25 protein-coding genes are annotated in these 25,486 nt (G+C 37.0%); 14 read left to right on the plus strand and 11 right to left on the minus strand.

Translation table 11 applies throughout. From position 1 onward, the window contains the following. Window positions 1-261 precede the first annotated feature (261 nt). The 4 genes from V179_RS0121020 to V179_RS0121035 all read right to left on the minus strand — a co-directional run bounded on the left by V179_RS0121020 (window position 262) and on the right by V179_RS0121035 (window position 2,749). Window positions 262-534: an HU family DNA-binding protein gene (locus V179_RS0121020; protein ID WP_028393229.1), complete on the minus strand. Its 273-nt coding sequence runs from the start codon at window positions 532-534 to the stop codon at window positions 262-264. 238 nt (window positions 535-772) lie between these two features. Continuing rightward, window positions 773-1,183, minus strand: a complete 411-nt coding sequence (locus tag V179_RS0121025; protein ID WP_028393230.1) for a VOC family protein — start codon at window positions 1,181-1,183, stop codon at window positions 773-775. 368 nt (window positions 1,184-1,551) lie between these two features. Next, window positions 1,552-1,770: a hypothetical protein gene (locus tag V179_RS0121030; protein WP_034302133.1), complete on the minus strand. Its 219-nt coding sequence runs from the start codon at window positions 1,768-1,770 to the stop codon at window positions 1,552-1,554. A gap of 112 nt (window positions 1,771-1,882) precedes the next feature. Then, a complete protein-coding gene (locus tag V179_RS0121035; RefSeq protein WP_028393232.1) occupies window positions 1,883-2,749 on the minus strand; it encodes a Cof-type HAD-IIB family hydrolase in 867 nt (288 codons plus the stop codon). Between the two features lie 566 nt (window positions 2,750-3,315). Between V179_RS0121035 and V179_RS0121040 the strand changes: the two genes are divergently transcribed. Then, window positions 3,316-3,678 carry a TIGR03943 family putative permease subunit gene (locus V179_RS0121040; protein ID WP_028393233.1) on the plus strand — a complete coding sequence of 121 codons (363 nt, stop codon included), beginning with the start codon at window positions 3,316-3,318 and terminating at the stop codon, window positions 3,676-3,678. Between the two features lie 119 nt (window positions 3,679-3,797). Here V179_RS0121040 and V179_RS0121045 read toward each other — a convergent pair whose 3' ends face one another. After that, window positions 3,798-4,148: a YlbF family regulator gene (locus tag V179_RS0121045; RefSeq protein ID WP_028393234.1), complete on the minus strand. Its 351-nt coding sequence runs from the start codon at window positions 4,146-4,148 to the stop codon at window positions 3,798-3,800. A gap of 57 nt (window positions 4,149-4,205) precedes the next feature. Continuing rightward, window positions 4,206-5,339, minus strand: a complete 1,134-nt coding sequence (locus V179_RS0121050; protein WP_028393235.1) for a DUF445 domain-containing protein — start codon at window positions 5,337-5,339, stop codon at window positions 4,206-4,208. A gap of 194 nt (window positions 5,340-5,533) precedes the next feature. On the opposite strand from V179_RS0121050, the gene V179_RS0121055 reads away from it, so the two are divergent. The 9 genes from V179_RS0121055 (at window position 5,534) to V179_RS0121100 (ending at window position 15,691) form a co-directional block, all read left to right on the plus strand. Then, window positions 5,534-6,898: a YheC/YheD family endospore coat-associated protein gene (locus V179_RS0121055; protein WP_028393236.1), complete on the plus strand. Its 1,365-nt coding sequence runs from the start codon at window positions 5,534-5,536 to the stop codon at window positions 6,896-6,898. A 38-nt stretch (window positions 6,899-6,936) separates the two neighbouring features. Further along, entirely contained in the window at window positions 6,937-8,034 is a 1,098-nt protein-coding gene (locus tag V179_RS28440) for a YheC/YheD family endospore coat-associated protein (RefSeq protein WP_034302137.1), read from the plus strand. Then, window positions 8,012-9,388 carry a YheC/YheD family endospore coat-associated protein gene (locus tag V179_RS0121065; protein WP_028393237.1) on the plus strand — a complete coding sequence of 459 codons (1,377 nt, stop codon included), beginning with the start codon at window positions 8,012-8,014 and terminating at the stop codon, window positions 9,386-9,388. The genes V179_RS28440 and V179_RS0121065 overlap by 23 nt, the downstream gene beginning before the upstream one ends. Beyond that, window positions 9,385-10,584 (plus strand): YheC/YheD family endospore coat-associated protein, encoded by a 1,200-nt coding sequence (locus V179_RS0121070; protein ID WP_051405063.1) that lies wholly within the window; start codon window positions 9,385-9,387, stop codon window positions 10,582-10,584. Before V179_RS0121065 ends, V179_RS0121070 begins: the two co-directional genes overlap by 4 nt. A 57-nt stretch (window positions 10,585-10,641) precedes the next feature. Continuing rightward, window positions 10,642-10,851: a DUF5342 family protein gene (locus tag V179_RS0121075; RefSeq protein WP_028393239.1), complete on the plus strand. Its 210-nt coding sequence runs from the start codon at window positions 10,642-10,644 to the stop codon at window positions 10,849-10,851. A 126-nt stretch (window positions 10,852-10,977) separates the two neighbouring features. Continuing rightward, window positions 10,978-11,163, plus strand: a complete 186-nt coding sequence (locus tag V179_RS0121080) for a hypothetical protein (RefSeq protein ID WP_028393240.1) — start codon at window positions 10,978-10,980, stop codon at window positions 11,161-11,163. Between the two features lie 618 nt (window positions 11,164-11,781). Continuing rightward, window positions 11,782-12,675, plus strand: a complete 894-nt coding sequence (locus tag V179_RS29275) for a PucR family transcriptional regulator (RefSeq protein ID WP_051405064.1) — start codon at window positions 11,782-11,784, stop codon at window positions 12,673-12,675. A 116-nt stretch (window positions 12,676-12,791) separates the two neighbouring features. Further along, on the plus strand, window positions 12,792-13,901 hold the full coding sequence (locus tag V179_RS0121095; protein ID WP_028393241.1) for an ABC transporter ATP-binding protein: 1,110 nt from the start codon (window positions 12,792-12,794) through the stop codon (window positions 13,899-13,901). Window positions 13,902-14,806: 905 nt separating this feature from the next. Next, window positions 14,807-15,691 (plus strand): DMT family transporter, encoded by an 885-nt coding sequence (locus V179_RS0121100; protein WP_028393242.1) that lies wholly within the window; start codon window positions 14,807-14,809, stop codon window positions 15,689-15,691. 288 nt (window positions 15,692-15,979) lie between these two features. Here V179_RS0121100 and V179_RS0121105 read toward each other — a convergent pair whose 3' ends face one another. From V179_RS0121105 to V179_RS0121125, 5 genes are all read right to left on the minus strand, one after another. Then, window positions 15,980-17,725, minus strand: a complete 1,746-nt coding sequence (locus tag V179_RS0121105) for a CocE/NonD family hydrolase (RefSeq protein ID WP_028393243.1) — start codon at window positions 17,723-17,725, stop codon at window positions 15,980-15,982. A 256-nt stretch (window positions 17,726-17,981) separates the two neighbouring features. Next, window positions 17,982-18,665, minus strand: a complete 684-nt coding sequence (locus V179_RS0121110) for an ABC transporter permease (RefSeq protein ID WP_028393244.1) — start codon at window positions 18,663-18,665, stop codon at window positions 17,982-17,984. Window positions 18,666-18,682: 17 nt separating this feature from the next. Further along, on the minus strand, window positions 18,683-19,597 hold the full coding sequence (locus V179_RS0121115) for an osmoprotectant ABC transporter substrate-binding protein (protein ID WP_051405065.1): 915 nt from the start codon (window positions 19,595-19,597) through the stop codon (window positions 18,683-18,685). 18 nt (window positions 19,598-19,615) lie between these two features. Then, window positions 19,616-20,269: an ABC transporter permease gene (locus V179_RS0121120; protein ID WP_028393246.1), complete on the minus strand. Its 654-nt coding sequence runs from the start codon at window positions 20,267-20,269 to the stop codon at window positions 19,616-19,618. Between the two features lie 19 nt (window positions 20,270-20,288). Continuing rightward, the gene (locus V179_RS0121125) at window positions 20,289-21,422 is read right to left on the minus strand and encodes a betaine/proline/choline family ABC transporter ATP-binding protein (RefSeq protein WP_028393247.1); all 1,134 of its coding nucleotides are present in this window, start codon (window positions 21,420-21,422) and stop codon (window positions 20,289-20,291) included. Between the two features lie 262 nt (window positions 21,423-21,684). Between V179_RS0121125 and V179_RS0121130 the strand changes: the two genes are divergently transcribed. From V179_RS0121130 to V179_RS0121145, 4 genes are all read left to right on the plus strand, one after another. Continuing rightward, a complete protein-coding gene (locus V179_RS0121130; protein WP_051405066.1) occupies window positions 21,685-22,251 on the plus strand; it encodes a GbsR/MarR family transcriptional regulator in 567 nt (188 codons plus the stop codon). Between the two features lie 427 nt (window positions 22,252-22,678). Next, window positions 22,679-23,572, plus strand: a complete 894-nt coding sequence (locus V179_RS0121135) for a BKACE family enzyme (RefSeq protein WP_028393249.1) — start codon at window positions 22,679-22,681, stop codon at window positions 23,570-23,572. A 1-nt stretch (window position 23,573) separates the two neighbouring features. Then, on the plus strand, window positions 23,574-24,536 hold the full coding sequence (locus V179_RS0121140) for an L-carnitine dehydrogenase (protein ID WP_028393250.1): 963 nt from the start codon (window positions 23,574-23,576) through the stop codon (window positions 24,534-24,536). A gap of 115 nt (window positions 24,537-24,651) precedes the next feature. Next, complete coding sequence (locus V179_RS0121145) at window positions 24,652-25,128, plus strand: thioesterase family protein (RefSeq protein WP_028393251.1); 477 nt, start codon at window positions 24,652-24,654, stop codon at window positions 25,126-25,128. The last annotated feature ends 358 nt before the right edge of the window (window positions 25,129-25,486 follow it).

Raw genomic sequence — 25,486 nt, forward strand, 5'->3', positions numbered from 1 at the left:
AAGTTGATTTCTTATTAGTAACAGGTATATTCTTGTAAACATCTAACCTGTAGACAGATTAGCACCTAATCTCAAAAAACTCACAAAAAGATTTGCCTTTTATTAGCAATCAACCTTAAAAGAATTTCACATCCATCGAAAAAATATTTTCTACCAATTACTATGGAAAAAGTTAGCGTTTTACAAAAAAACTTTTTTAAATAGAAAATACTCTGGAGACTATCTCATCCCCAGAGTATTTTTACACGATTATAAAAAGATTTATTTAACAGCTTCTTTTAATTCTTTACCTGGCTTAAATGCAGGAACTTTAGAAGCAGCAATTTGGATTTCTTCTCCAGTTTGTGGATTTCTACCCGTACGAGCTGCTCGATCGCGTACTTCAAATGTGCCAAATCCAACTAATTGGATTTTCTCTTCTTTAGAAAGTGTAGTTGAGATTGTTTCAATCAATGCATCTACAGCTTTTTTAGCGTCTTCTTTTGTTAATTCTGCTTGTGCTGCTACAGCACTTACTAATTCAGTTTTGTTCATAGTCATACACCTCGTCCTTTAATCTTAAATAGTATGTAGAAATGACACCATAACATATTATCTCTATATCTGTCACCTAGTAAGGCTAAGAAAAAGCGAACAAAATTCCTATAAATATTGATAAGTAGAAAATTACAATGATATTTGAATGTACCCATGTAATTAATTTTAAATATTTATGTTAAATTTTGTTCTCTATTATGATGCCTTGTAGTTCTTTAAAAATCAATTATTAAGCTTAAGCAACTGTACTTTCATCCATATAAAATAACTCCCATTGATGACTGTCTAGATCTTGAAAACTCCTTTGATACATAAACCCATGATCGACCGGATCATTTGAAGCCTTACCACCTGCTGCTAAAGCCTTATCGACAAGCTCATCAACTTTTTCCTTACTTTCAACAGATAGTGCCAAAATAACTTCTGTACTTTTAGTTGCATCAGAAACTTCTTTTTTAATAAAACTTTTAAAATATTCTTCAACTAACAACATGACAAATATATGATCACTGATAACCATACATGTCGCATTTTCATCGGTAAATTGAGCATTAAATTCAAATCCTAGTTGAGTAAAAAAGTCTATAGATTTTTCCAAATCCTTAACAGGTAAATTCACAAAAATTTTCTTTTCTTGGACCCCCATAATCTCTCCCCTCTCCGTTTCATTATTTTGACCTATTTTGATAGACGTCGTATTTTTTACCTGAGGTAAATCTTGAGCGGTAGTAGTTTGTCCTATAAGTTTATCCAAAATAAATGGATAATATAAGTCAATAAGTTCTAATATTCCATTTTATTTTAAAAACAGAACTATTTCATCATTATGAATCATCACACTCGGGTTATAAATACTAAGTATATTTAATCATTTTCTAATTCATAAGAGGTAATTCCCTTAACGATCCCGTCTTATTTTCCTACCCGTTAATACGGAATCAACAACAAAAAACACATGGCGAGTTTCAAAACCATGTGTTTTTATCGATTTGTTAGAATAGACAGATGAAAAAATTAAGATTCGCAGCCTTCACACTGAAAAATTTGTTTTTCAGCGTCTAATACTTTTAATAACTTTCCAATTAACACATCTTCATCCTCAGTGAACTCCAAGTCGACGATTCTTTCGTGGATCAATGTTTTCGCCTGTTCTTCTGTTTCTGCTACTTGGCTAAATTCACCTTTTTTCTGAGTAGAAAGCACTTCGTATTCAAAAAGATATCGTTGTTTCATCCTGTCACTCCTCTTCACTTATTAATCTTTTATTATAATGATTAATTTCGAAGAAGAAGAATAATCTGCTCAATCATGGATGATATATTTCACCTATTTTACTTGTGGTGGATTATTTCAATAAGTTCATCTTCGTTAAAAATTCAATATCGTACTGCTTTCTAAAATACTCCCTCAGCATATAGGCCACACCATGTTCATCATTCGTACGAGTTACCCATGCAGCAGCAAGCTTTACCTTATTTGGAGCATTGCCCATCGCAACACCTAGGCCTGATTCAGAAATCATCTCGAAGTCATCTTCATCATCACCAATTGCGACAATTTCATTTCTTTTAACACCTAAATAGTCCGCTAAATAAAGGATTCCATTCCATTTTGAAACACCTTTTGGAACAATCGTCAACCTTTGGTAAGGTTTTGCCATTACTTCCACTTCAGGGAAGAGTTCTTTTAGTAAAATGTGCAAATCAGCGTAATCTTTACGACTTTTAAAAATCACATCGATTTTCACAGGTGAAAATGGCTGTTCTTTTAGCTCTTCGCTTAAAAGATTAACAAAGTGCTGCGAATATACACTAGGCTCATTTTTGTAGATGATCGTTTTTCCTAGCAAATTTTCAGGGAGATTCATGCGATTTCCGATCAATGATTTTTCTCGGATTAATTGTATCTGACATTCTGTTTTTTCAAGCAGCTGAACTATTTCCAGTGTTAATTCTTCACTAATTCTTTTCACAAAAATTGCATTTTCAATTGTTGAACCGACAAAGGCTCCATGATGAGCAATCAGCATTGGATTTATTTTCAATGCTTTTGCTACTTTCTTTGCTGAAAGATAATTTCTTGACGTTACAAGGGCTACATTCACACCTTTTTGATGTACATATTCAATAGCTTCCCTCGTGGATTTATGTAAACGGCCATTCGATTGAAGCAATGTCCCATCAATATTCACGGCTAGTAAGCGATACACCATGTTGACCACCCCTTCTATTCCAATTTATGAAGAAAAAATTAACGGTAGAACATTGGAATAGGAAGAATTTTTCACAATATAAGTAAAACCAAGTTGCATTGAAACGAGGTACATTTATAGGCTAAAAACAGTCCTATTAGATTTGATTTTATAAAAAAACTATCAGCCACCCTTTATAAAAGTTGGCAGGATTGATCCGCTTTTTCATGCGAGGTATCATTCAATGTTTTTTTCAATCAGGAGCTGAATCTGTAATTTGATACTATTCTCTTTTGTAAATTTTATAAATTGGAATGATTATGATTTATATTTAATGACTATTCATATAATCACAACTCATTAAAACGTAATAATTATGAATTATATCTTATAGCTCATTTTTGCTCCCGTTAATCTTTTTTAAGTCTCAATCTACTAAACTTGCATATCCTATTGATAGGGCTACTAGAATTAAGGTAGTAATTTTATTGTGACCCATTTATTTAAGCTACTAAACGACTGTTCAACTTTCCTATTATTTTGCTTTTTTGTCTTTTTGTTACTTTTCTCGGAGTTGGTAAATAATCATGCTCGATAGTTCCGTAGCAATGAACCGAACGATCAAACTTGGCGCTAGTTCACAATCAGATACAACTGTTTCAGCTGCTAATCCTAGTGTAAATGACTACAATACTGAATGGACTACAGAAAAACCAGATCCAATTTCAGAAACTGAATATTCAGCCTTGCAAAAGAAATTACTTCACGATCAAATCATTGTTGCACGATATGGAGTAACCTGTTGTGTTGCCGACGCAACCGTATACGGTATTATGGCAAGAGGGGACGTTGCACACTTGCCTCTTGACGAATGGTTACAACTAACTGGTACAATCGAGCAAACGAACTACGACGGTTCTACAATCTCAATAATTAAAATCTACCCATAAAAAAATGAAATAAAAAAGGGAGTCTCATAAGCAAGGGTCAAACCCTTATGAGACTCCCTTTTTTTATTTGTTGGATTGGACCCTGATATGAATAGGACACCGAATTAACAGGGGCAATATTATTGTTGTGGAGAACCGTAAAGATCTTCTAGCGGTTTCATAATAATTTTGTTTAAATCAGCAATTGCCATGCTCATTCGTTGTTCTGCTTCCATCAACTTTGAAATGGTTGAATGTTGTTGGACTAACGCCACTGTTTTTTGCGCTTGCTCGACTTCTTCTGGCGTGATTTCTTGTCCAGTCATTTGCTTTTGTTGTAGGTTCATCTGCAAATTACGGAAGTTCTCGAACATCCCTTTAGCAGATGGATCACTGTTAACTTGATCAAACAGGCTTTTTAACTCCTTATATTCATTGCTCTCACGGATTGCTTTTTCTAAATCATATGCTGAATCATATAGATTACTCATTCCTATTCCCCCATTCTCGAATTTCTCTTATTCACTATACCAAATCGAACTTGAAAATTACATAAAAACAGCAATTAATCCTTGAACGATTCCGATAATACCACCTAATAAAGCACCCAAATATGTAATCATCGATAATTCTTTTTTGGCAATCGATAACACAATTTTTTCAAGATGCTCCATCGGGAATCCTGCAACTTGTTCTTCGACTATTTTTTCGATTTGTAACTTTGCAATTAATGGAGTAAGATGGTTGCTTAAATAGCCAACACCTTGCTCAAAGACAGCTGGGACCATTTTTTCAATAATTAACTCTTCCAGATCATTCGTAATTTCTTTCAGTGGTTTAGTCATCATTTCTTCAATTGCGAGTATTTCTGCCATTTTTTCTAAAAGTAAGGTTTGAATTTTTTCATTTCCTAACATATTCTCTACCTTACTAAACTCCCATTGCTTTACTTTACTCCATTCACCAACCATTAGAACTGTAAAAAGCTCTACCGTTTTCTTCTGCTCAAGTAATTTGATAAGTTCTGGTTGTACCTTATCAACAAGCTTGCCATTTCCTACGAACATTTGAATCATGTTGCCAAACATGCCTCTGTTTTTCAAGAAGTCGTCAACCATGAACTCTAGACGTGCTTTCCCTTCCTCACTGTTAAAGTATTCTTTTCCCTTCTGCATTATGCACATGGAAAGAGTCGGAATCATTTCTGAAGCTTTTTCTTTGATTTGGGGAGGTAATACTTCATCCAAAGTTTGGTGGCGATGTGCGGTAAGCCAATTATTATATTTATTCAATACAATTTTTTGGGCATATTTCTCCAATTTTTCTCCAGGTTGCTGTACTCCAAATTGAGTTAACATCTCATTCAAACTTTTATCAGTTGATACAACTTTTTTTACTTCTCCTTGCATCCATTCTTTCATATCCTGTTTAAAGGAAGCGTTCATGATCTTATTTTGAATACTGTCTGGAGTAAGTAAATGCTCAACTACCACTTTCCCAAGTTGTGTTGCCAATTCCGCTTGGCGTTTAGGCAATAGACCTGGTGTAAAGGGCAGCCGTCTTCCGAATAAATATACAGCCTTGTACGGATGGAATAGCATCTTAATCGCTAAATAGTTGGTCGAACCACCTATAATGGCACCAATCAAGACCATAAAAATGATGGTTAACAATAAATTCATGAAGATTCTCCTTATATTCGAATATAACTACCCCATCGAGAATGACACCGCTGATGACAGTTTACTGTATCACAAATATTAATAGGCTGCTGTACACATTCTTTATTCTTTGAACATACAATAACCCAGAATAGCAAAATCGCCTAAATTTGGTGGTGGGACTTTTCTAAACTGAGTGTAAACGGGGATTGACGATGAAAATATTATACGACAAAGTTTCAATAATTGCAGATAAAAGAACTGCGGGTCGTACTCCCACTATTTATGTCCCTCCATTTCTGTTAAAAAAGTGGCAGATCAAAGACTCCACCCGTATCTCATTAGAAGTAGGATTCAAACAAATAGATGTGTTTGTATGTACCCATCAAGATAGCCTATCACAACTTAGGATTCCTGAAAATGTACTGCAGTTTCTAACTCTACCTAATTGTTCATACTCTGTACAAATAGGCTTTTGCCCAATAAATACGCAGCTTTCAATTGGACCTATACTTGCACTTTTAACCGATCAAAGACTAAGTGAGGAGAATGGGTTTGGAGAACTAGAAATTTTTTTTAGGGAATTATACAGGTTTTGTTGCATGAATGGGTTTCTTTTTTTCATCATTCATCTTCAAACACTAGTTGAACCAAAGGAAGTGACAGGATACCTTCCAAATGATGAAGGCTGGGAACGGATGTCCATGCCCGTTCCTGATGTTGTGTATAACCGAATCCATTCAAGAAAACTAGAAAACTCTGAATCATTTAATCGTTTCAAAACATTTTTAACCGATGCTTCCATTCCCTTTTTCAATGGTGGTTTTCTATCTAAATGGGACACTCACACTCTTTTATTAACTGATGAATCACTAGCCCCATATTTGCCTGAAACGATCCTACTCCAATCCGAAGTAGATTTTGTTACTTTTTTAAAAATTTATAACGAAGTATTTGTAAAGCCCGTGTTTGGAAGTCAAGGTCGTAATATATGTAAGCTATCACGTGTTTCAGAAGGATGGGTCATAGAACATTCAAGTAATAGCAAAGATACTCATCTCATCGAAACTGAGGAACGACTTTATCGGTTCCTCATGAGAAATACGAAAAAGAGCGCCTATATCGTTCAAAGAGGCATCCCATTACTCGATATTGATGGACATAAAACCGATTTTCGAGTCCTACTGAATAAAAATAAAAAGCAAGAATGGTCGATCACATCCATTGTCGCAAGACTTGGCAACGCTGGACATATTGTATCCAATCTCGCTCAAGGAGGCGAAATGAAAAATGCATCAGCATTTCTCTCCACTGTATTCGAGCGAACAGAAGTAATTCGTATTTATAAAAGCTTATCCAACCTTGCCTTAACCATTGCCAAAACTGTTGACAACAAACGAGATGATTTATTCGGGGAACTTGGCATTGATTTGGCACTTGATTCGGATAATCATCCTTGGATTATTGAAGTGAATTCAAAACCTTCGAAGAAATACCATGTAGACTCTGAGAAAATTCGCCCCTCTGTAAAAAACATCGTTGAATATATGAACAAATTGTATGTAAGTAAAGCGCCTTAACCTCATCTAATCGTTATCATCGGAAAGGAGCGGGAACTATGATTTCCCTAGGGATCATGTTATCCGAGTTATCAAAAGAACAACGTTATAGTACTGAAATTGCAAAAAGAGCGAGTAAAAACAACTTGAAGGTATTTCGATTCAAGTCATCTAGTATTGACATAGCAAGCAAAACTTTACAAGGTGAATCGTACAATCCGCAAGCTAACCTTTGGGAGCCTGAAAAGTTTCCTATCCCAACATTTATCTATGATCGCAGCTTTCATGGATTAATAAGAGACGATCAAATTGCACGAAAAAAAATAACTTGGCTAAAAGAGCAGGCTCAATTTCTCGGTCATGGCCTTCCTAGTAAATGGCAAGTTTATAGCGAACTTAAAGATTTGCCGTTGCTTCAAGCCTATTTACCTCAAACCTATCAGGCGACAGATGCTGAAACCATATGGAATCATCTTCATAAAAATGAACAGATTCTTCTAAAACCGTTATTCGGATCAAGAGGAATCGGCATTTATCTTTTGTCTAAGGTTGAAGACGGTACACTGGTAACGATGACCAAACAGGAAAAAAGATATGAAAGAAACTTCAAATCAAAACAGCAGCTTCTTAGATGGATTGAATCACTCTTAAAAAAATTCCAATTCCTTATTCAACCTTATTTACCATTATTCAATCTTGAAAACGAACCATTTGATCTGCGCATTCTCCTGCAAAAAGACGCAAACAATCAATGGGTGGAACAAGGCAGAGGCATTCGTCAAGGGAACAAGGGTTGTATCACATCAAACTTAGCGACAGGCGGTAAAATTATATCCTATGAAAAATTTATCAACCAAATTGACAATCCCCATAAAAAATATATTGAGCTGACCATTGGGCATCTTCTTCGTACACTGCCCGAAGAGCTTGAATCAAGATTTCAGCCGCTTTTTGAGCTAGGTATTGATCTTGGAATTGATCAAAAAAATCGAGTATGGATTCTTGATATCAATTCAAAACCTGGTCGAAAAATTATTGAAACTCTGCAACCAGAAAAGAAAGATGTCCTATATGAAGCTCCAATTGCTTATTGTAAATATCTTTCTGACAACTTAGTGAAAGCAGGTGAATTCAATGAAGAAAATCTATCCATTTGAAATAACTGATATGGTGGGAGATGTTTTTTATTATCCATCTGAGCTAGAAGGAATCGTAAATTTTACTGATAAGGAATCTGTTTGCTTTGGACATCGTTCACATCAAGCTGACATAAGAAGCAACCCCTCCATTCGGCAAACCTTTGCACTTTCACGCTCTCTTGCTGAAGCGTTATACTTTCCAGAAACAGAAACTTCCTTGCATGTGTTCCCTTACCAGAATAGTATTCATATTGGGCCATTAGTCGGCATCTTTTCTGCTGGCTTTGGACCTTTTTTAACGAAACCATTAGGTGAACGCTCTTCATTCTTTTCTAAGCTTTTATCTTTGAATAAAACGACTGGATGCGTCCCTTTCATTTTTGGTGAAAATCATATCAACTGGGAACAAGAAACGATTCGTGGCTATGTGTATCAGGACGATCAATGGGACATTTGTGAATTTCCTTTTCCTAATGTCATCTATGACCGTTTACCTAATCGAAAAACAGAGAATAAAGCTGGTCCAAAAGAAGTGAAACGAAAATTCCAAACCGACTTTTCCATTCCTTGGTATAATCCAGGCTTTTTTAATAAATGGGATGTATATGAACGTTTAATAGATGATGAACGTGCGACTCCCTACCTACCTGTCACCTATCCATTTCAGTCTTTTTCAATTGTTGAAACATTACTTTCTGAACATCGTCAAGTTTATATAAAACCGATTCACGGCAGCCTTGGATTAGGGATACACCAAGTTCTTTATGATAAGCATGATGACATGTATTACTGTCGTTATCGTGATCATGAAAATGAAAACCGATTAAAACGCTTCTCTACCCTGGAATCGATGCTGAAGCATGTATTTAAAAACAAAAGAATTGACCATTTAATCGTACAACAAGGAATATCATTAATACGTAATAACCGCCGTCCAATCGACTTTAGGGTCCATACGAATAAAGACCTTGATGGGGATTGGCAAGTTACTGCAATTGCCGCAAAAATTGCTGGTGAGGGGAGCCTCACAACCCATGTGAAAAATGGTGGTACTATTATGACTCTCGATGAACTATTTGGTGATGATGATACAGTATTTGAAGTGCATCAACAGTTGTCAAAAGCTGCCCTTATCTTAAGTGAGGCCATCGAAGAACATATAGACGGAATCGTTGCGGAAATTGGTTTTGACTTAGGATTAGATAAACAAGGGCAAGTCTGGATGTTTGAAGCCAATTCAAAGCCAGGTCGATCCATTTTTTCGCACCCTAAATTACAAGATTTTGAATTATTAACAAGGAAACTCGCTCTTGACTATGCTGTCTATTTAACCGAGCAATCACTCGCCAGCACTGGCGGCTTACAGAAATGAAATTGTATTATGATTTAACCAATCAATTGTGGAAGCATCGCTCTTCTGGTCAAAAGGCCTATTTTGGTCAAGATCTTAGAGAAATTCCTTTTAGTGAAGAAGTTCCATTGCCCTCCTTTTCCGTACAAACAAAGTTGGAACACGGAAACCGTATTTTGACTGTAGGAATCATGACCTGTCAAAACAAAAAGAACGACTTCGGAATCGCTGGAAACCTACCATTATTTTATGACTTGCATCAAGAGCTTTTAAAGCATGGGATCTTCTCATTTATTTTTACTGCTGAAGATGCTTTAACAAATACCAGACGTGGTCTTGTATATAGTGTTGAATATGGTAAATGGATGAAGGTTTCGGTGCCAAAGCCATGTGTCATTTATAACCGAATTCCCTTCCGTTCATTTGAAGAGACCTCTACATTCCAATCATTACTAAATGACTTTAAAGCTCGTAATATTGCCATTTTCAATCCAGGGTTTTTTCATAAATACGATATGTTTGAAGCGTTAGCTAAAAGTCCAGATCTTAGTAGATTTTTACCTGAAACAATTCTACTGTCTTCATCGCAAGTACTTAAAGATTTTCTTGAACATCATCGCGAAATTTATATAAAACCAGGTAAAGGAAATCGCGGTTACGGCATTGCAGCACTTTCCTTAACAAACACTTCAGAGCTAATTGTTAAAAAAACGAATGGCACGGAAACATACCCTGCTTTCGATCATTTTTGGAAATCCGAAAGTGACAGACTATTACGTAAAAAATATATTGCTCAGCGTGCAATAAAACCGAAAAAAATACGTGGCCATCGCTTCGATTATCGAATCCTTGTTCATTATCAGAATGGAGTCCATCTTGTAACAGGCAAAGCTGTACGGTTGTCTCAATCCCAGGAAGTTACCACCCATATTCCTAAAGGCGGAAAGCTTTATCCATATAATCGATTACAATCAGCAGAACTTGACGAGCAATTTAAAACGATTGCTGAACAATGCGGAATCATCCTTTCCAAAGCATTTGGTTTTTTCGGAGAGTTTTCAATTGATATTGGTGAGGATCTAAATGGGAATCTTTTTATTTATGAAGTGAATACAAAGCCCATGCAATTCGATGAGCCGGAAATTGAAAGAGCCCGTCATAAGCATTTGCGACAAATATTCAGAGAAATCGGTTTACCAAAGCTTCTTCCAAGATAGCAAATCTGAGTGTTCTTCCTTTATAATACTTATAATCTCACTTACGGAGGTATCCATTTGATCACTCATTTCCAGGTGGCACCGTTATATAAAGACCATCATTTGCCCGGATGGACGATTTCATTTTATTATCATAAAAAACAGTATCAAGCCATTTATCATCCAGATGGAAGAATTGAATATTTAAATTCAGAACCCACTCGTGCTGATTTGATACAGCTAACAAGCATGATTCACGAATTAATGATTTTTCACGTTTATGAATAATGCCCTTTTCTTCGGTCAAACTATAGTCAATTGAAAAGCACTATGAACAACTCTGACAAGGAATAGGCAAACTTCTAAATGACTATTCGTTACGAGCTAAGTGCTACCCTATAGGAGGATCCATACATGAAGGAGAAGTTTACATTCCTTAAAGATACTGAGTACGAGGGAAAAGATTCGGCCTATTTTGATGTTGATCGAATTATTAATGAAGGTATGGCAGGTGGGAATGTCTATCAATCAGGAAGCAAGCAAAATATTGAGGAGACACATGATTTTAATGATGAAGATCCCCCAAACGTAAGTAACTAGCAGGAAGCGAAATAGACTGGTCTCATAGCGAGGTCTGTCTTTTTCTTCATAAAGTGAAACTTCAATCAGTAGGGAATTTTCTTAATCCCCTACTGATTGTTAAGGCAGTTATCCCCCACCTACTCATCTAAGCCTTGAAGTGGAGGTTCCTTTTTTCCCGTTAAGCGTCTGCTTTAAAACTTAAGCGATGAAAAAAGTTTAGGTGCTCAAATTGTATAACCTTTTGAAGGTGGCGGTGCGGAGCTGATTTGGCGAAGCACTGCCCCTTTTCCACAGAAAAGAAACTTCTTCAAACGACTTTCCATTCCTCTCTTACTCATGAAAGCGCATTGAATTTTCCTAATAGTTGAAACTTCGTTATAATAAAGTGAAACTTCCATCCGTGAGGGTTTTCACACCCCCCCTAATGGTTAGGTCCTATTCTAGTATTTTCGTCTGAGTGACTTACATCCAGAGGGCGAAAACCTTACCATCGAAAACCATAAAGTAAGTTTCACTGCATCTCACCAATCGAGAATTCGCTTGCAGTTATCCCTCACCTTATTGTAGGAGTTTTATTACATCCTGTTAAACTGGGATAATGAAAATTCCCAGTAATACAAACAAGAAAGGCAGTCTATGATGTTAGAAAAATTACTTAACAAATTTCCAAATTCGGTTTCTCATAAGCAGGAAGTGTCTAATGTAGAACAATACTTGTGGTTTAGAGATGATACGGGCTTTGAAATCGGGATACCGAAAACAGCCATTACACCTGCAGAAATAAACCTTCTCAGTCTCTTATTTCATACTGATTCATTCGACGGTAGAAATGATACTTTCACCAAACTGACTTGGAGTGAATTTTTGCTACACAAAAATGGTATAATACCCAAAACACGCTGGGAACATGTGCGTTTCACCCATTTCCACTTTGATCATAATGATTTTTCCTATCTTGATTTTGAACAAGCACTATTGTCATTCGTTTCTTCAAGTGCAGTATTAATTTGGACGGGAGATAAATCTGGTACTTTAATTGAAGGTAACACAGGAGATTGTCTAAAAAAAGAAGAACTAATAGCCATGCTTCAAACACTAGAAAGTGATTTTTATACAAAGATTGAAATTTTCCTAGGCTGCTTTCATTTAGTAGATAATGAATTAGCCTCTCATTATGAAATGGAAAAGAAATACTATCTTAAAACAAAAAAACTTATTCAAAATCAGAAAATGATCGTTCTTGCTGATTTACTTCCTTTTATTTTTCTAAAAGGTATGCAAGAAGACGAAAAAAAATGGTTTATCACTCAATTACTCGGTGAAACATTGCTAGATAAAGAACTAATTAGAACAGTAAAGACGTATATTGAATGTAATTCGAATGCAAGTCTAGCGGCGAAAACACTTTATATTCATCGTAATAGTCTACAATATCGTATTGATAAATTTATCGATAAAACGGGCCTTGATGTACGAGCCTTTAATCATGCATTACCCGCTTATTTGCTTATCTTGTTATCAGAATTTTAAATATATGGCACCTTGCATAAAAACACGCTATCATTTTTGTGCACCCTGTCCATTTCGATTTGAATACGCTTTCAATATAATAGTTTCATAGACAAGAGATTTGGGAGGTTAGTTAAATGGCTGAATTACAATTAGAACATATTTTTAAAATCTATGATAATAAAGTAACCGCAGTAGAAGATTTCAATCTACAAATTGAAGATAAGGAATTTATCGTATTCGTAGGACCTTCCGGTTGTGGTAAATCGACAACATTACGTATGATTGCAGGACTTGAAGAAATATCAAAAGGTGATTTCTACATTGATGGAAAACGTGTGAATGATGTTCCACCTAAAGACCGTGATATCGCGATGGTTTTCCAAAACTATGCATTGTATCCACATATGACTGTATATGATAACATGGCATTTGGACTAAAACTTCGTAAAATGCCAAAGGCTGAAATTGATCAACGCGTGAAAGAAGCGGCAAAAATTCTCGGCCTTGAAGTATACTTAGACCGTAAACCAAAAGCTCTATCTGGTGGTCAACGTCAACGTGTTGCCCTTGGCCGCGCAATCGTCCGTGATGCAAAAGTATTCTTGATGGATGAACCTTTGTCGAACCTTGACGCGAAGCTTCGTGTGCAAATGCGTGCCGAAATTGCTAAATTGCACAAACGCTTAAACACAACGACGATTTATGTTACCCATGATCAAACTGAAGCAATGACGATGGCTACACGCCTTGTCGTTATGAAAGACGGAATCATCCAACAAGTTGGTGCACCAAAAGATGTGTATGAAAAACCTGAAAATGTTTTTGTAGGCGGTTTCATCGGTTCTCCTGCCATGAACTTCTTAAACGGTAAACTAGAAAATGGTATTGTAAAAATTGGCGATCAATCTATTGCAATTCCTGAAGGCAAAATGAAGCTTCTGCGTGATCAAGGCTATGTCGGAAAAGATATCATTTTAGGAATTCGCCCTGAGGACTTCCACGATGAGCCATTGTTCATCGAATCTTCTCCAGCAACAAAAATCAATGCTCACATTGAAGTATCTGAGTTAATGGGGGCTGAGTTCATGCTTTACTCTTCACTAGGCGGTCAAGACTTCGTTGCACGAGTTGATGCACGTACCATCGTTCAAGCAGGCGATAATTTGGAAATGGCTCTTGATATGAACAAAGCTCATTTCTTCGATGTCGAAACAGAACAACGCATCAGACCAGCCTCTGAGTAAATCAAGTACAAGAAGCAGTCAGATAATACAAGTGTCTCATAAGGGTCAGACCTCGCACTCTAAATCAGTAAGTAGTGTCTCATACACTTATCTTTTACTGTATTTAGTTATTGCGGGGTCTGACCCTTCTTGGGTTATCTCCTTTTTTATTGAACATAGCTCCATTATCATAAGTATCTTTAAATGATAAAAACATCCTTGAGCGTCTGCTCTATAGTCCAACGATGATAAAGGTTCAGATTCATAAATTGTATCACCTTATGAAGGTAGAGGAGCTCATCTGACTTTGCTAAGCCCCGTCCCCATGTCCTTCATAAAAAAAGGAGCCGAAGCAACCTTTATGAACTTATTTATTTCGACAGTTTTTACATACTTGAATAATGTTTTTCGTTTCAGTTTTATGAGAGTATAATAACTTTATTCTTTTCCTCCCACATAATGGACAAACCCCTCTCCCTTTTGAAGGGAGTTTACTTAATGTTTTCCCTCGATATCTTTTCGCCATTTTCATCCATCCCTAATTTACAAATTCATCTATCCCTTTATTTAATGATGGAGTACAAAAAACATTGTTGGGGATTTTAATCAATTTTTTTATAAAGTGAAACTTCTATCTATTGGGCTTTTGTTATTCACTATCTCTTTTGTCTCGATCCTCTACCAAAAGATGAAGTGAAGGTACTACCACCAGTAAATACAGGATATAAACGAAAAAAATGCTCACTTTATTATGATCAGAAGTATAAGCTACCCATAATTGTCCAACTGAAAAAAGTTGAAAATAAGCTTTAATAATAATCACAATTTTACAAATCAAATCCAACTGGACAATTTTGTATACGGAACTAGCAACTACGTTTATAATAGACCAATGGAATTTTGTTATAGGAACGGTGATGATTTAGATGTTAAAGGCTTACTCTTGGCTCATTGTATGTGTTGTCGTATGGGGAAGTAATTTTGTCTTTGGAAAAATATTAGTTCAAGATTTCTCTCCAACTATGCTAACTATGCTGAGACTATTGTTTATTGTGCTAGTTTTAATTGGCTTATCTTTGTTTAAAAAGGCTTTTATACGCGTGAATAGGGCAGATTTAATTTGGCTTTTTGTTCTCGGGGTTATTGGTGTATTTATTAATCAATGGTCTTTTTTTGTAGGATTACAAACAGCTGATCCAACCACATCTGCATTAATTTTAGCTACTACTCCTATTTTAACTAGCTTTTTAGCCGCTATATTTTTAAAAGAAAGATTAACAATTCGCATGTTAATGGGATCCATTCTTGCAATCATCGGCATTTTTTTTGTTGTAACGAAAGGAAATTTATCAACGATTCACATTGATAATGGTTTACTATGGATCGTTGTAACGATGATTACTTTCGCAATTATGATCATTATGACGAGAGTACTCTCTCAAAGAGTAGACCCTCTTACGATTACTTTATATTCAAATCTTGTAGGATTTATTATATCGATTCCATTTGCTTTTTCATTAGACGATCCTATTCAGATTAGTTTTGAAATATCTGATTGGGCTCTATTAATCGGAACAGCTGTTATTGTGCATGGGATAGCCACACTTATTTGGAATAACAACATTCGACATGTTGATGCTTCAAAGGCCTCGATATTGTCTAATTTAGAGCCTTTTGTCGCCATGGTTACAGGATTCATTTTACTATCCAAACCAATTACAAGTGTAGAATTATTAGGATCCCTATTCATTGTGGGAGGAGTTGTGCTATCAACTTATCAACGGAAAAAGCTAACCAAACAAAGAGGGTGACCATATGGGCACCCTCTTTGTTTGGTTAGAACTCATCCGCTAATCGTTCTTTTTTACAGGTAATTTTTATCTGTGCTTCCAACACTCTTTTACCAGACACCCATAAACAAACATTATCAGCGCAATGGTTACTTTTCGCTACTTCACTATTTACCAATTCCACCTGACTAACAAAAGGCGCAGCCCCCACAAAATGTTAATACAATATAAGCTACGTGTATGAAACACTACATACTGATATAGAGTGCAAAGTCAGACCTTTTTGAGACTCCCTCTTTTGATATTATTTTAGTTTTTGTTGTTTGGGATGACCGGTAACAAAATATGTGACGGGTATTCCACATTGTGATATATGGTTTGATTAGCCGTGGTATACTTTGTGCCGTCCAGCGTGGTTGTACCATTGTTAAAATTTACATCGAAGCGTGGAAAGTTACTAGACGAAATCTCCACTCTTATTTGGTGGCCAGGTAGGAACACGTTACTTGTTGCCCATAAGTCTATCTCATATTGTACGACTTCTTCATTTAAAGCTTCTTCCTGCTTCCGTCCATTTCGATACATCGCACGAACAATACCATCTGTTAAATTATACGCTTTTCCATCTGGCATAACGTCGATTAATTTTGCGGTAAAATCAGTGTCCGCTGCATCTGTTTTTGCCCAAAGAATCACTTTAATTGGACCTGTCACTTCCAGTGCTCGCTCTAAAGGCTCTGATGTATAAACTAATACATCATCTCTTCTTTCAATTTCTCGTTGATCAAGCGGTCCCAACGTGTTAACCCCTGCAAACAAAGTTCCTCCCCCATTCGATGGAACTGGATTTGCAGGATCATACATAAATGTATCGACTGGTTCCTTTTCTGGTTTTTCACAACTTAAAAATCCATCGCCGAAACGAGTATTTGCGCAGCCCCCACTATGTAAATAAAAAGGAGTATATTTTGTTCGAGCTAACGGCCAGTCATTTTCACTACGCCACTTATTAATTCCCATAACAAACAATTTAATCGGTGCTTCTTCAAACAAAGCCGAATTCTTGTCTTTTAACCAATGATCAAACCATCTGATATGTAAATTAGTCAGGTCTTCTTTTTGATCAATCCAATCGCCAGATGCATGAATGCCAAAAGACCTTTCACCTAGTATAGAACTAAATAAACCATGTCCCCATGGACCAATGATTAATCGTTGATCGGAATCCATCATTTCACTCAACTTGGTATAATTTTGAATCGTTGCTTGTAAAAAGTTATCATACCAGCCAGCAATATGATATGCCGGAACTTCGATGTTGTGATATTTGTTTGTAATATTCACTCGATCCCATTGATCCTCACTCCATTTATCACCAACAAGATCATAGAAGAAGTCAGCTACACCTAGCTCTTTAAGTGGAGGCCAATCCTGAATCGGCTTGTAAAGATACCATTCTTCTATCCGATTGTAATGTTCCGCCATTTTTGCCATCATCTCAGCATGCTGTTTCGGGTCTTTATATTTTCGATTAATCTGATCTGGTGCTATTGATTCAAGTGCCCATGTTTCTGAAGAACCGACTAAGAACTTCCCACCCCTTTCTACTGTGTTCTCACGCCAGTCATATAACGTCATGGCAGGAGCGATCGCATGTAAATGTGGTGGTCGTTCCGTAGCAGCCAACAACTGTGTAAAGCCGTAATAGGATAAACCAAACATCCCCACTCTTCCATTTGAAAAAGGGAGTTCTGCCGCCCATTCCACAGTGTCATATCCATCTTCCGCTTCGTACAAAAATGGGACAAATTCACCTTCAGATGCAAAGCGTCCTCTGACATCCTGAACAATGACTACATATCCATTCTGCACCATTCGATTTGTATCGAGATACCGATGCGAATACATAGGCAAATCTTTATTATAAGGCAGTCGGGTCAGCAAAATCGGAAAAGTTCCATCCATATTAGGACGATAAATGTCTGCATATAAAACAGTACCATCCCGCAACGTACAAGGAACATCTTTCTCTAGTAAAATTTGTACTATAGACACATGAACTCCTCCTCTTTTCTTACTAAGTGCAAATAATAATTTAACTGAAAATCCATCCGAAGATTATTCCAGATGGATTTCTTTTATACCAAACCAAACGTTAAGGCATTATAAAGCCACCATCTAAAATAAAGAAAATCTAGATTTTTACTACAAATCCAACTCCAATTAGGAGTGGAACAAGGCTAGAACTACAGAAATTTTTCGAACCAAAACTATCGATACTGAATCCTCTTTGGTCCAAATAATGGAAATGCTATACTACAGGCTCTTCAACTAGCTTTACGGTACCTTTTCTCTTTTTCATTGGTGATAACTTTCGTTCAATCCAACCCATCACAACATCAGCGATAACAGCCATCAATGCGGTAGGAATTGCACCTGCTAAAATAATTGCTGTCCCATCTGTAGCATTTGTACCCCGTAAAATGATATCCCCTAATCCGCCGGCACCAATGAACGTACCAATGGTGGCAATACCTATTGTAATAACTAACGCAGTTCGTAAGCCTGCCATAATAACTGACAAAGCAAGCGGTAGCTCAACCATTCGTAACACTTGTAACTTGGTCATCCCCATCGCTTTCCCGGACTCTAGTAAAGCATGATCAACATTTTGAATGCCTGTATACGTGTTTTTAATAATTGGTAAAAGAGAATAGAGAAACAGGGCAAACACAACTGTATTCGTTCCAAGTCCCATTACCAACATGAGTACAGCTAACATTGCCAATGCTGGGATCGTTTGAATAATATTTGCTAGCGACATTACCCAGATACTTAACTTATGGTATCGAGCAATTAAGATTCCAACAGGTATTGCGATGAACGCTGCTAAGATAACACCATAAGCAGCCATTAAAAAATGTCGGTAAAATTGTTCCCACACATATCCTGCGTTTTGAGAATAATAATATAAAACCTCCTGTATCGTTTCCATCGATAGTCACCCCCTAATTATTCAAAGTAATTGTGTTCTTCCAAAAAATCTTTTGCAATGATTAATGGTTCCTTCATTTCTCCATCAGCAGCATAGTTCAACTCTTGCATTTTTTCTGTATCAATTGCACCTGCTAGTTTTTGGAGGATGTCTCGAAGACCAGGGTGTTTGTCTAATACATCATTTCTCGCAACGACTGAAGTATCATATGGCGGAAAAAAGTACTTATCGTCCTCTAATACTTTTAAATCAAATGCCTTAATACGGCCATCTGTCGTATATGCAAGCACAACATCCATCTTTTTATTCGCTGCCGCTTGATAAACTAAACCAATCTGCATCGGATACGTTTTGCCAAATTCAAATCCATACTCTAAGACGAAACCCTCATAGCCATCTCCTTTTCGTTTCAACCAGGAATTATCTACACCTAACTTCAACTCAGAAGCAAATGCTTTTAAATCTGATACTGTGTTTAAATTTTCTTTTTCAGCCAATTCTCTCGTAACCGTAAATGCATAAGAGTTAGCAAACCCATATGAATCAAACCATGTTTGATCAAATCGTTCTTCAAATTCACGTTGCACAATTTCAAGAGCTTCCTGTGGATCTTTTACCGGCTCCATTCCTAACGCACCTGCTAAGTCTGTCCCTGTATAACGTGTCGCAGTAATATCAACATCTCCGTTCATCATCGCCTTATGTTGGACGATCGATGAACCTAAATTATTGACCATTTCTACGTGGACATCCGTGTAATGTTCAATCATAAGGCGAACAATGTTCCCCATAATCTGTGATTCTGATGTACCCAACGTCCCGACAGCAACCGTATTCTTAGCCGGCCCACTCAAGCCTGGAAGAGAACAACCACTAATGAAAACAGTCAAAGAGACTAATGCAACTAGTAAACTCTTATATATTTTTAACAAGTTTCATGCTCCCCCTTCCTAAACAGCTTCTTTCATTTTTCTAATTCCTTTAGGTGTTACTTTTTCTTCAATACGACCTAAAAGAAGATCAACCAATAAAGCTAAAATAGTAACCGGAACCGCTCCAGCAACAATGAATTCGGCTTGGTATAAGTTAAGTCCACTAAAAATGTAATCACCTAGTCCACCAGCTCCTATATAAGCTGCTAAAGTTGCCCAACCTATTAAATATACAGTGGACAAACGAATACCTGCCATAATAATCGGAATAGCTAATGGCACTTCAACGTAGCGGATACGTTCCCATCCAGTCATACCCATCCCTCGTCCTGCTTCTAGCAAACTTCGTTTAACACCATTGACACCTGTATATGTGTTCCTCAAGATAGGTAAGACTGAATAGAAGAATAAAGCGATAATCGCTGGAACTTTACCAACACCTAGAATTGGAATAAAAAAGGCTAAGATTGCAAAACTCGGAAACGTTTGAATAATGCCTAAAATCCCCATCACAATGCCTGCACTTTTTGGAAAACGAGTTAGTGCAACCCCAAGTGGAACAGCTACAATGATCCCTAATAGTGCCGCAATTAATGAAATATATAAATGTTCCCAAGTTTTAAATAACATTTCGCCGCCATAATTAGTAAAAAATTCAATAATACGATCCATCACTTCTCCCTCCTTTCAATTATTGTATACTCTCTTCTTCGCCCCAAATAGAATCATAGACAATATCAACAAGACTTGCCCTAGTAACAATCCCAACAAGACGTTGTTTTTGATCAATCACAGGAACATATTTCATCCCTTTTTTCAAGATTTTTCGAATTGTATCACGAACAAGTGTATCTTTATCAACTGTTAGTAATTCTCTTACCAGAACATCACCAACATGTGTCGCTTTTTTACGGGTTTGATCAATAATTTCAACATCAATATACCCTTTAAGTACCTGCTGTTCATCAATCACCAACAAAGCATCTACCCTATGATGCTTCATTATTTGAATGGCTTCAGATAACGTTTTGTCCTCTGTCACAGTAACTGGATTTGGGTTCATTACTTGCCCAACTGTTTGAATATTAGGTCTAGCTTGAACTAACCGTTCCTTCCCAATAAACTCTTCAACAAAATCATTTGCAGGATTTCGTAATATTTCATCAGGAGTACCTACCTGCACCAATTGACCATCTCGTAATATAACAATTTGATCAGCTAATTTAAGGGCTTCGTCCATATCATGAGTAACGAACACAATTGTTTTTCCTAGTTTTTGTTGCAATTTCTTGAACTCTTCCTGTAACGAATCTCTTGTAATAGGATCTAATGCACCAAATGGCTCATCCATTAAAATGAGTGACTGATCAGCTGCTAATGCTCGTAGCACACCAATCCGTTGTTGTTGCCCACCACTTAGTTCATGTGGAAATCGCTCTAAGTATTCTGGTGTCATATCAACAAGCTCTAACAACTCTCTTGCACGTGTACGACGTTTTTCTTCCGGCCATTTCAACAACTTGGGAACAAGTGAAATATTTTCTTGAATAGTCATATGAGGGAATAGTCCGATTTGTTGAATCACATACCCAATTTCTCGTCTAAGTTGTACTGGATCTTTCTCTAAAATGTTTTCCCCATTAATGTAAATGCTTCCTTCAGAAGGTTCGATTAAGCGGTTAATCATTTTCATTGTTGTCGTTTTACCACAGCCACTTGGTCCAATAAAAACAATAAATTCTCCTTTTTTAAACTCTAAGGACAAATTGTTAACTGCCTTTTTTCCTCCCTTATACATTTTTGAAACATGGTCGAATTTCAGCAAATGTAACACACCTCCATTATTTTCCTTACATCAATTTATTTAATGTAAGTACCTAACCGTGAAAAAATTTTAGTAACCTCTTAAGTGTAAAGTAAAGTTTGTAAATTAAAAAGTTTATAAATTTTACAAATTGCACGAAATTTACGTAAATTTATTACTACACAAAGTTTAAGCAATACATTCCTTATAAATGCTCAACAATCGGTTCATTTCCTTCCAAATACTAATTTTCCAGTTTTACTCAAATGTGATACAGTGACATATGCAACTGGCAATTGGAAGGAGGATCCTTGTGGCTGAAAAACATTTTAGTAAAATTAAACATGCGGAAGATCAATTTGTCGAAAAAATCGCGGATAATATGCACACTTTCGGGGTCTCAGCAACAGTTGGTCGAGTACTTGGCATTATCTATATGAATAGAAAAGCAATGACCCTTGATGAATTATCAGAAGCAACAGGAATGAGTAAAACCCGCATGAGCCAAGTGGTTCGTGAAATGCTAGATCTTAATATTGCGGAAAAAGTCTTTGAAAAAGGCGTCCGTAAAGACCTTTATAATGTTGAGCAAGACTATTACCAAACCTTTGTATCGTTATTCACTTCCAACTGGCAAAAGTCCATAAAAAAAAATAAACTGTTCGAAAAAAAACTAGCAACCGAATTAAAGGCCATTCTCGAGAATGAATCTTTAACGGAAGAAATAGAACTAAAAATCAATGATTTACTTAAAGAAACTAAGGAATGGTTGGATTATTACAATTGGTTAACAAGCTTAGTTGAATTCTTTGATAGCGGGGAAATTTTCAAGTATGTTCCAAAACCATAATTCATTTCTAAAATGAACGAAAAGTTAAATATACTTGTGATCCGAACCCAATTAGTGGTGGATTAATAGCAAACTCAACACTTGTTGCCCATGCTGTCTTAATCTTAATACGAACTATTTTGAATTTAATAATAAGGTAAGTGAGTTCTGACTCCTTATCTATAAAAGAAAATGGTGAAACACTGGCCATTTTCTTTTTTTTATACAAGTGCGGATTCGAAAAGGAAGATAAAAAGAGCAGAGTAGTTCTGAGAGCGATTGTCTACGCGTATACAATAATACGTGAGGACTGGACTTGCATAGAACGTGCGAGATTTTAACAGAAGGTCTATCGTGTGTGATGATACAATTCGCAAGCTTTATTACCGCACTATTTGAACAACCTCTACAAGTGAAAGTTTTTAAATAGAAGGACAGGAGGATTAATATGAGGAAAAAAGTAATTGTAACATCCGCAGTAACAGGTGCAGGAGATACAACCAAAAAGAGCTCACATGTTCCAATCACGCCAAAGGAAATTGCAATTGCTGCGATTGAATCAGCAAAAGCTGGAGCAACAATCGCCCATATTCATGTCCGCGATCCAAAAACTGGTGCTCTAAGTCATGACCCGCAATTTTTTCGTGAAGTGGTGGAACGAGTCCGTGAATCCGATACAGATGTCATTCTTAATATTACAGCAGGTGGTGGTGGAGACTGGATTCCTAGCCAAGAAAACCCCGCAGTCGGTGGGCCAGGAACTGATATTCAAACACCTGAGGAACGACATGAACCTGTTGCTACATTATTACCTGAGATTTGCACACTTGACTGTGGTAGCCTTAACTTTGGCGATCAACTTTATATAAGCCCAACTGATTGGCTTCGTAAACAAGCTCGTCTCATTCAGCAAAGTGGTGTTAAGCCAGAATTGGAATGCTTTGATACTGGGCATCTTCGCTTTGCTAAACAATTAATGGATGAAGGTCTTATTGACGGGGACCCTATGTTTCAATTTTGCCTAGGTATCCCATGGGGAGCTGACGCTGATGCCGAAACAATACTATACATGCGAGATAAACTTCCAAAAAATGCTCACTGGTCTGCATTTGGGATCGGACGCTATCAAATGCCAATAGCGATTCAAACCATGCTGCTTGGTGGTAATGTCCGCGTTGGTCTTGAAGACAATCTTTACCTTGATAAAGGGGTATTTGCAACAAATAGCCAGTTAGTAGACAAAGTTGTCACAATCATGGATGGTCTTGGTACAAAGCCGATGACACCACAAGAAGCAAGAATACACCTCAAATTAAATAACCCTCACGGAAAGGCTGAATAATATGGATTCAAAGTTGATCAAACAAGTAACCGTTGTTGGTACTGGAGTTATCGGGAATGGTTGGATTGCTCGTTTTCTTGCTCAAGGATATGACGTAATCGCAACAGATCCAGCAAAATCTGCTGAGTCACGAATGCGAACAGCAATCGATAAAGCTTGGCCAGCTCTTTTGAAAAAAGGGTTAGCTGCCGAAGCTTCAAAAGATCGACTTACATTTGAACCAAATCTTACAAAGGCCGTTTTAAACGCAGATCTCATTCAAGAAAACGCACCAGAACGCATAGAATTAAAACAAACACTAATACAAACGATCGATCAACATGCAAAATCCGATGCGATCATTGCATCAAGTACATCCGGTATTATGCCTAGCACATTACAGGAAAAATGCAAAAAACCTGAACGCGTCATTGTTGCTCATCCGTTCAATCCCGTATATTTAGTGCCACTTGTAGAAATTGTTGGTGGGAAAAAAACTTCCTCTGACGTTATAAATCGGGCAGTGCATTTTTATGAATCAATCAAGATGAAACCTCTTGTTATCTCCAACGAAATCGAAGGTCATGTTGCAGACCGTCTTATGGAAGCAATATGGCGCGAAGCATTACATCTTGTAAATGATGGCATCGCTACAACAGAAGAAGTAGACGCGGCAATTATTTATGGTCCTGGGTTACGCTGGGCATTAATGGGTCCTTTCTTAACTCTGCACCTTGCTGGCGGTGAACAAGGGATGAAACATATGCTCGAGCAATTTGGACCTGCATTAAAACTCCCTTGGACAAAACTCGTTGCACCTGAATTAACGGAGGAGCTAACTAACCAAGTTGTGGCTGGCTGTCAACAACAAACAGCTGGACGTTCAATATCTCAACTTGAACAACGTCGCGATCATTTTCTGATTGAACTCCTTCAACTACTAGAAAAATATTGGCCAGGAGCAAACTTAAGCGGGAGAGTATAAAAAATAGAAACTTCTTATCTCTTAACTGGTCGGGAATGGGGCATAACAAGCTTTTTCTAATAATGACTCTACAACAAAAGCTAACCATCTAATGTCTAATAAAGGAGTATGTGAAATGTCTCAAACCGTAAAACCACTACTAAAAGACATCGTCAGAAATGATTGGATTGACTATAACGGACATATGACCGATTCTGCTTATGCAATTGTATTTAGCATGGCAGTTGATCGTCTAATGATAGAGTTAGGAATCGATGTTGACTTCCGTAATCAATATCACTTTTCAATTTTTACATTAGAAACACATCTCTGTTATATAAAAGAGGCACATGAAGGTCAAGTCCTTCATGTCACAATCCAATTGTTAGACTACGACTTAAAACGACTACATGTGTTTTTCGTTATGGTAAATGACAAAGGTGACCGCTTAGCAACAAGTGAGCAAATGTTGATGGGAATGGATATGACCGAAGGGCGCCCTGCTCCATTTCCAATAACTATCAAAAGACGGATTGAAAATATGGCAAACGATTATCGGTTCCACCCCATGCCTAATGAGGCTGGTCGGAAGATTGGGATCCGTAAGAACTAATAAAAAATGCCCTGTATGTGTCTACCAGGGCTTTAGTACTCTTTTTAACGAGGTTATTCTATTTTAGGGTGGATCATCGGAACCCGTTGGACATGGATTCTATCCATTCAACAGTTCCTTTCAACTTTTCACAACAAATCTAATTAAAAAAAGCTTCTTATAGTGCGTGTTCGCAAAGGAAGATAAAGTAAAACTTCACTCAGTGGGGTTTTCTTCATCCCCCACTGAGTGTTAGTCCCGTTCTAGTGTCGAATATCTCCGCTCTGCTACGAACGATAAAGCAACTCGAACCCGATTGGTTCAACTAATCGGGCTTTTACGGGCTCTGTGTTGCGCAGAGGAAGTGCGCAATTTTAAC

The sequence above is a fragment of the Bacillus cihuensis genome (assembly GCF_000504145.1).
GTDB classification, from domain to species: Bacteria; Bacillota; Bacilli; order Bacillales; family DSM-1321; genus Peribacillus; species Peribacillus huizhouensis.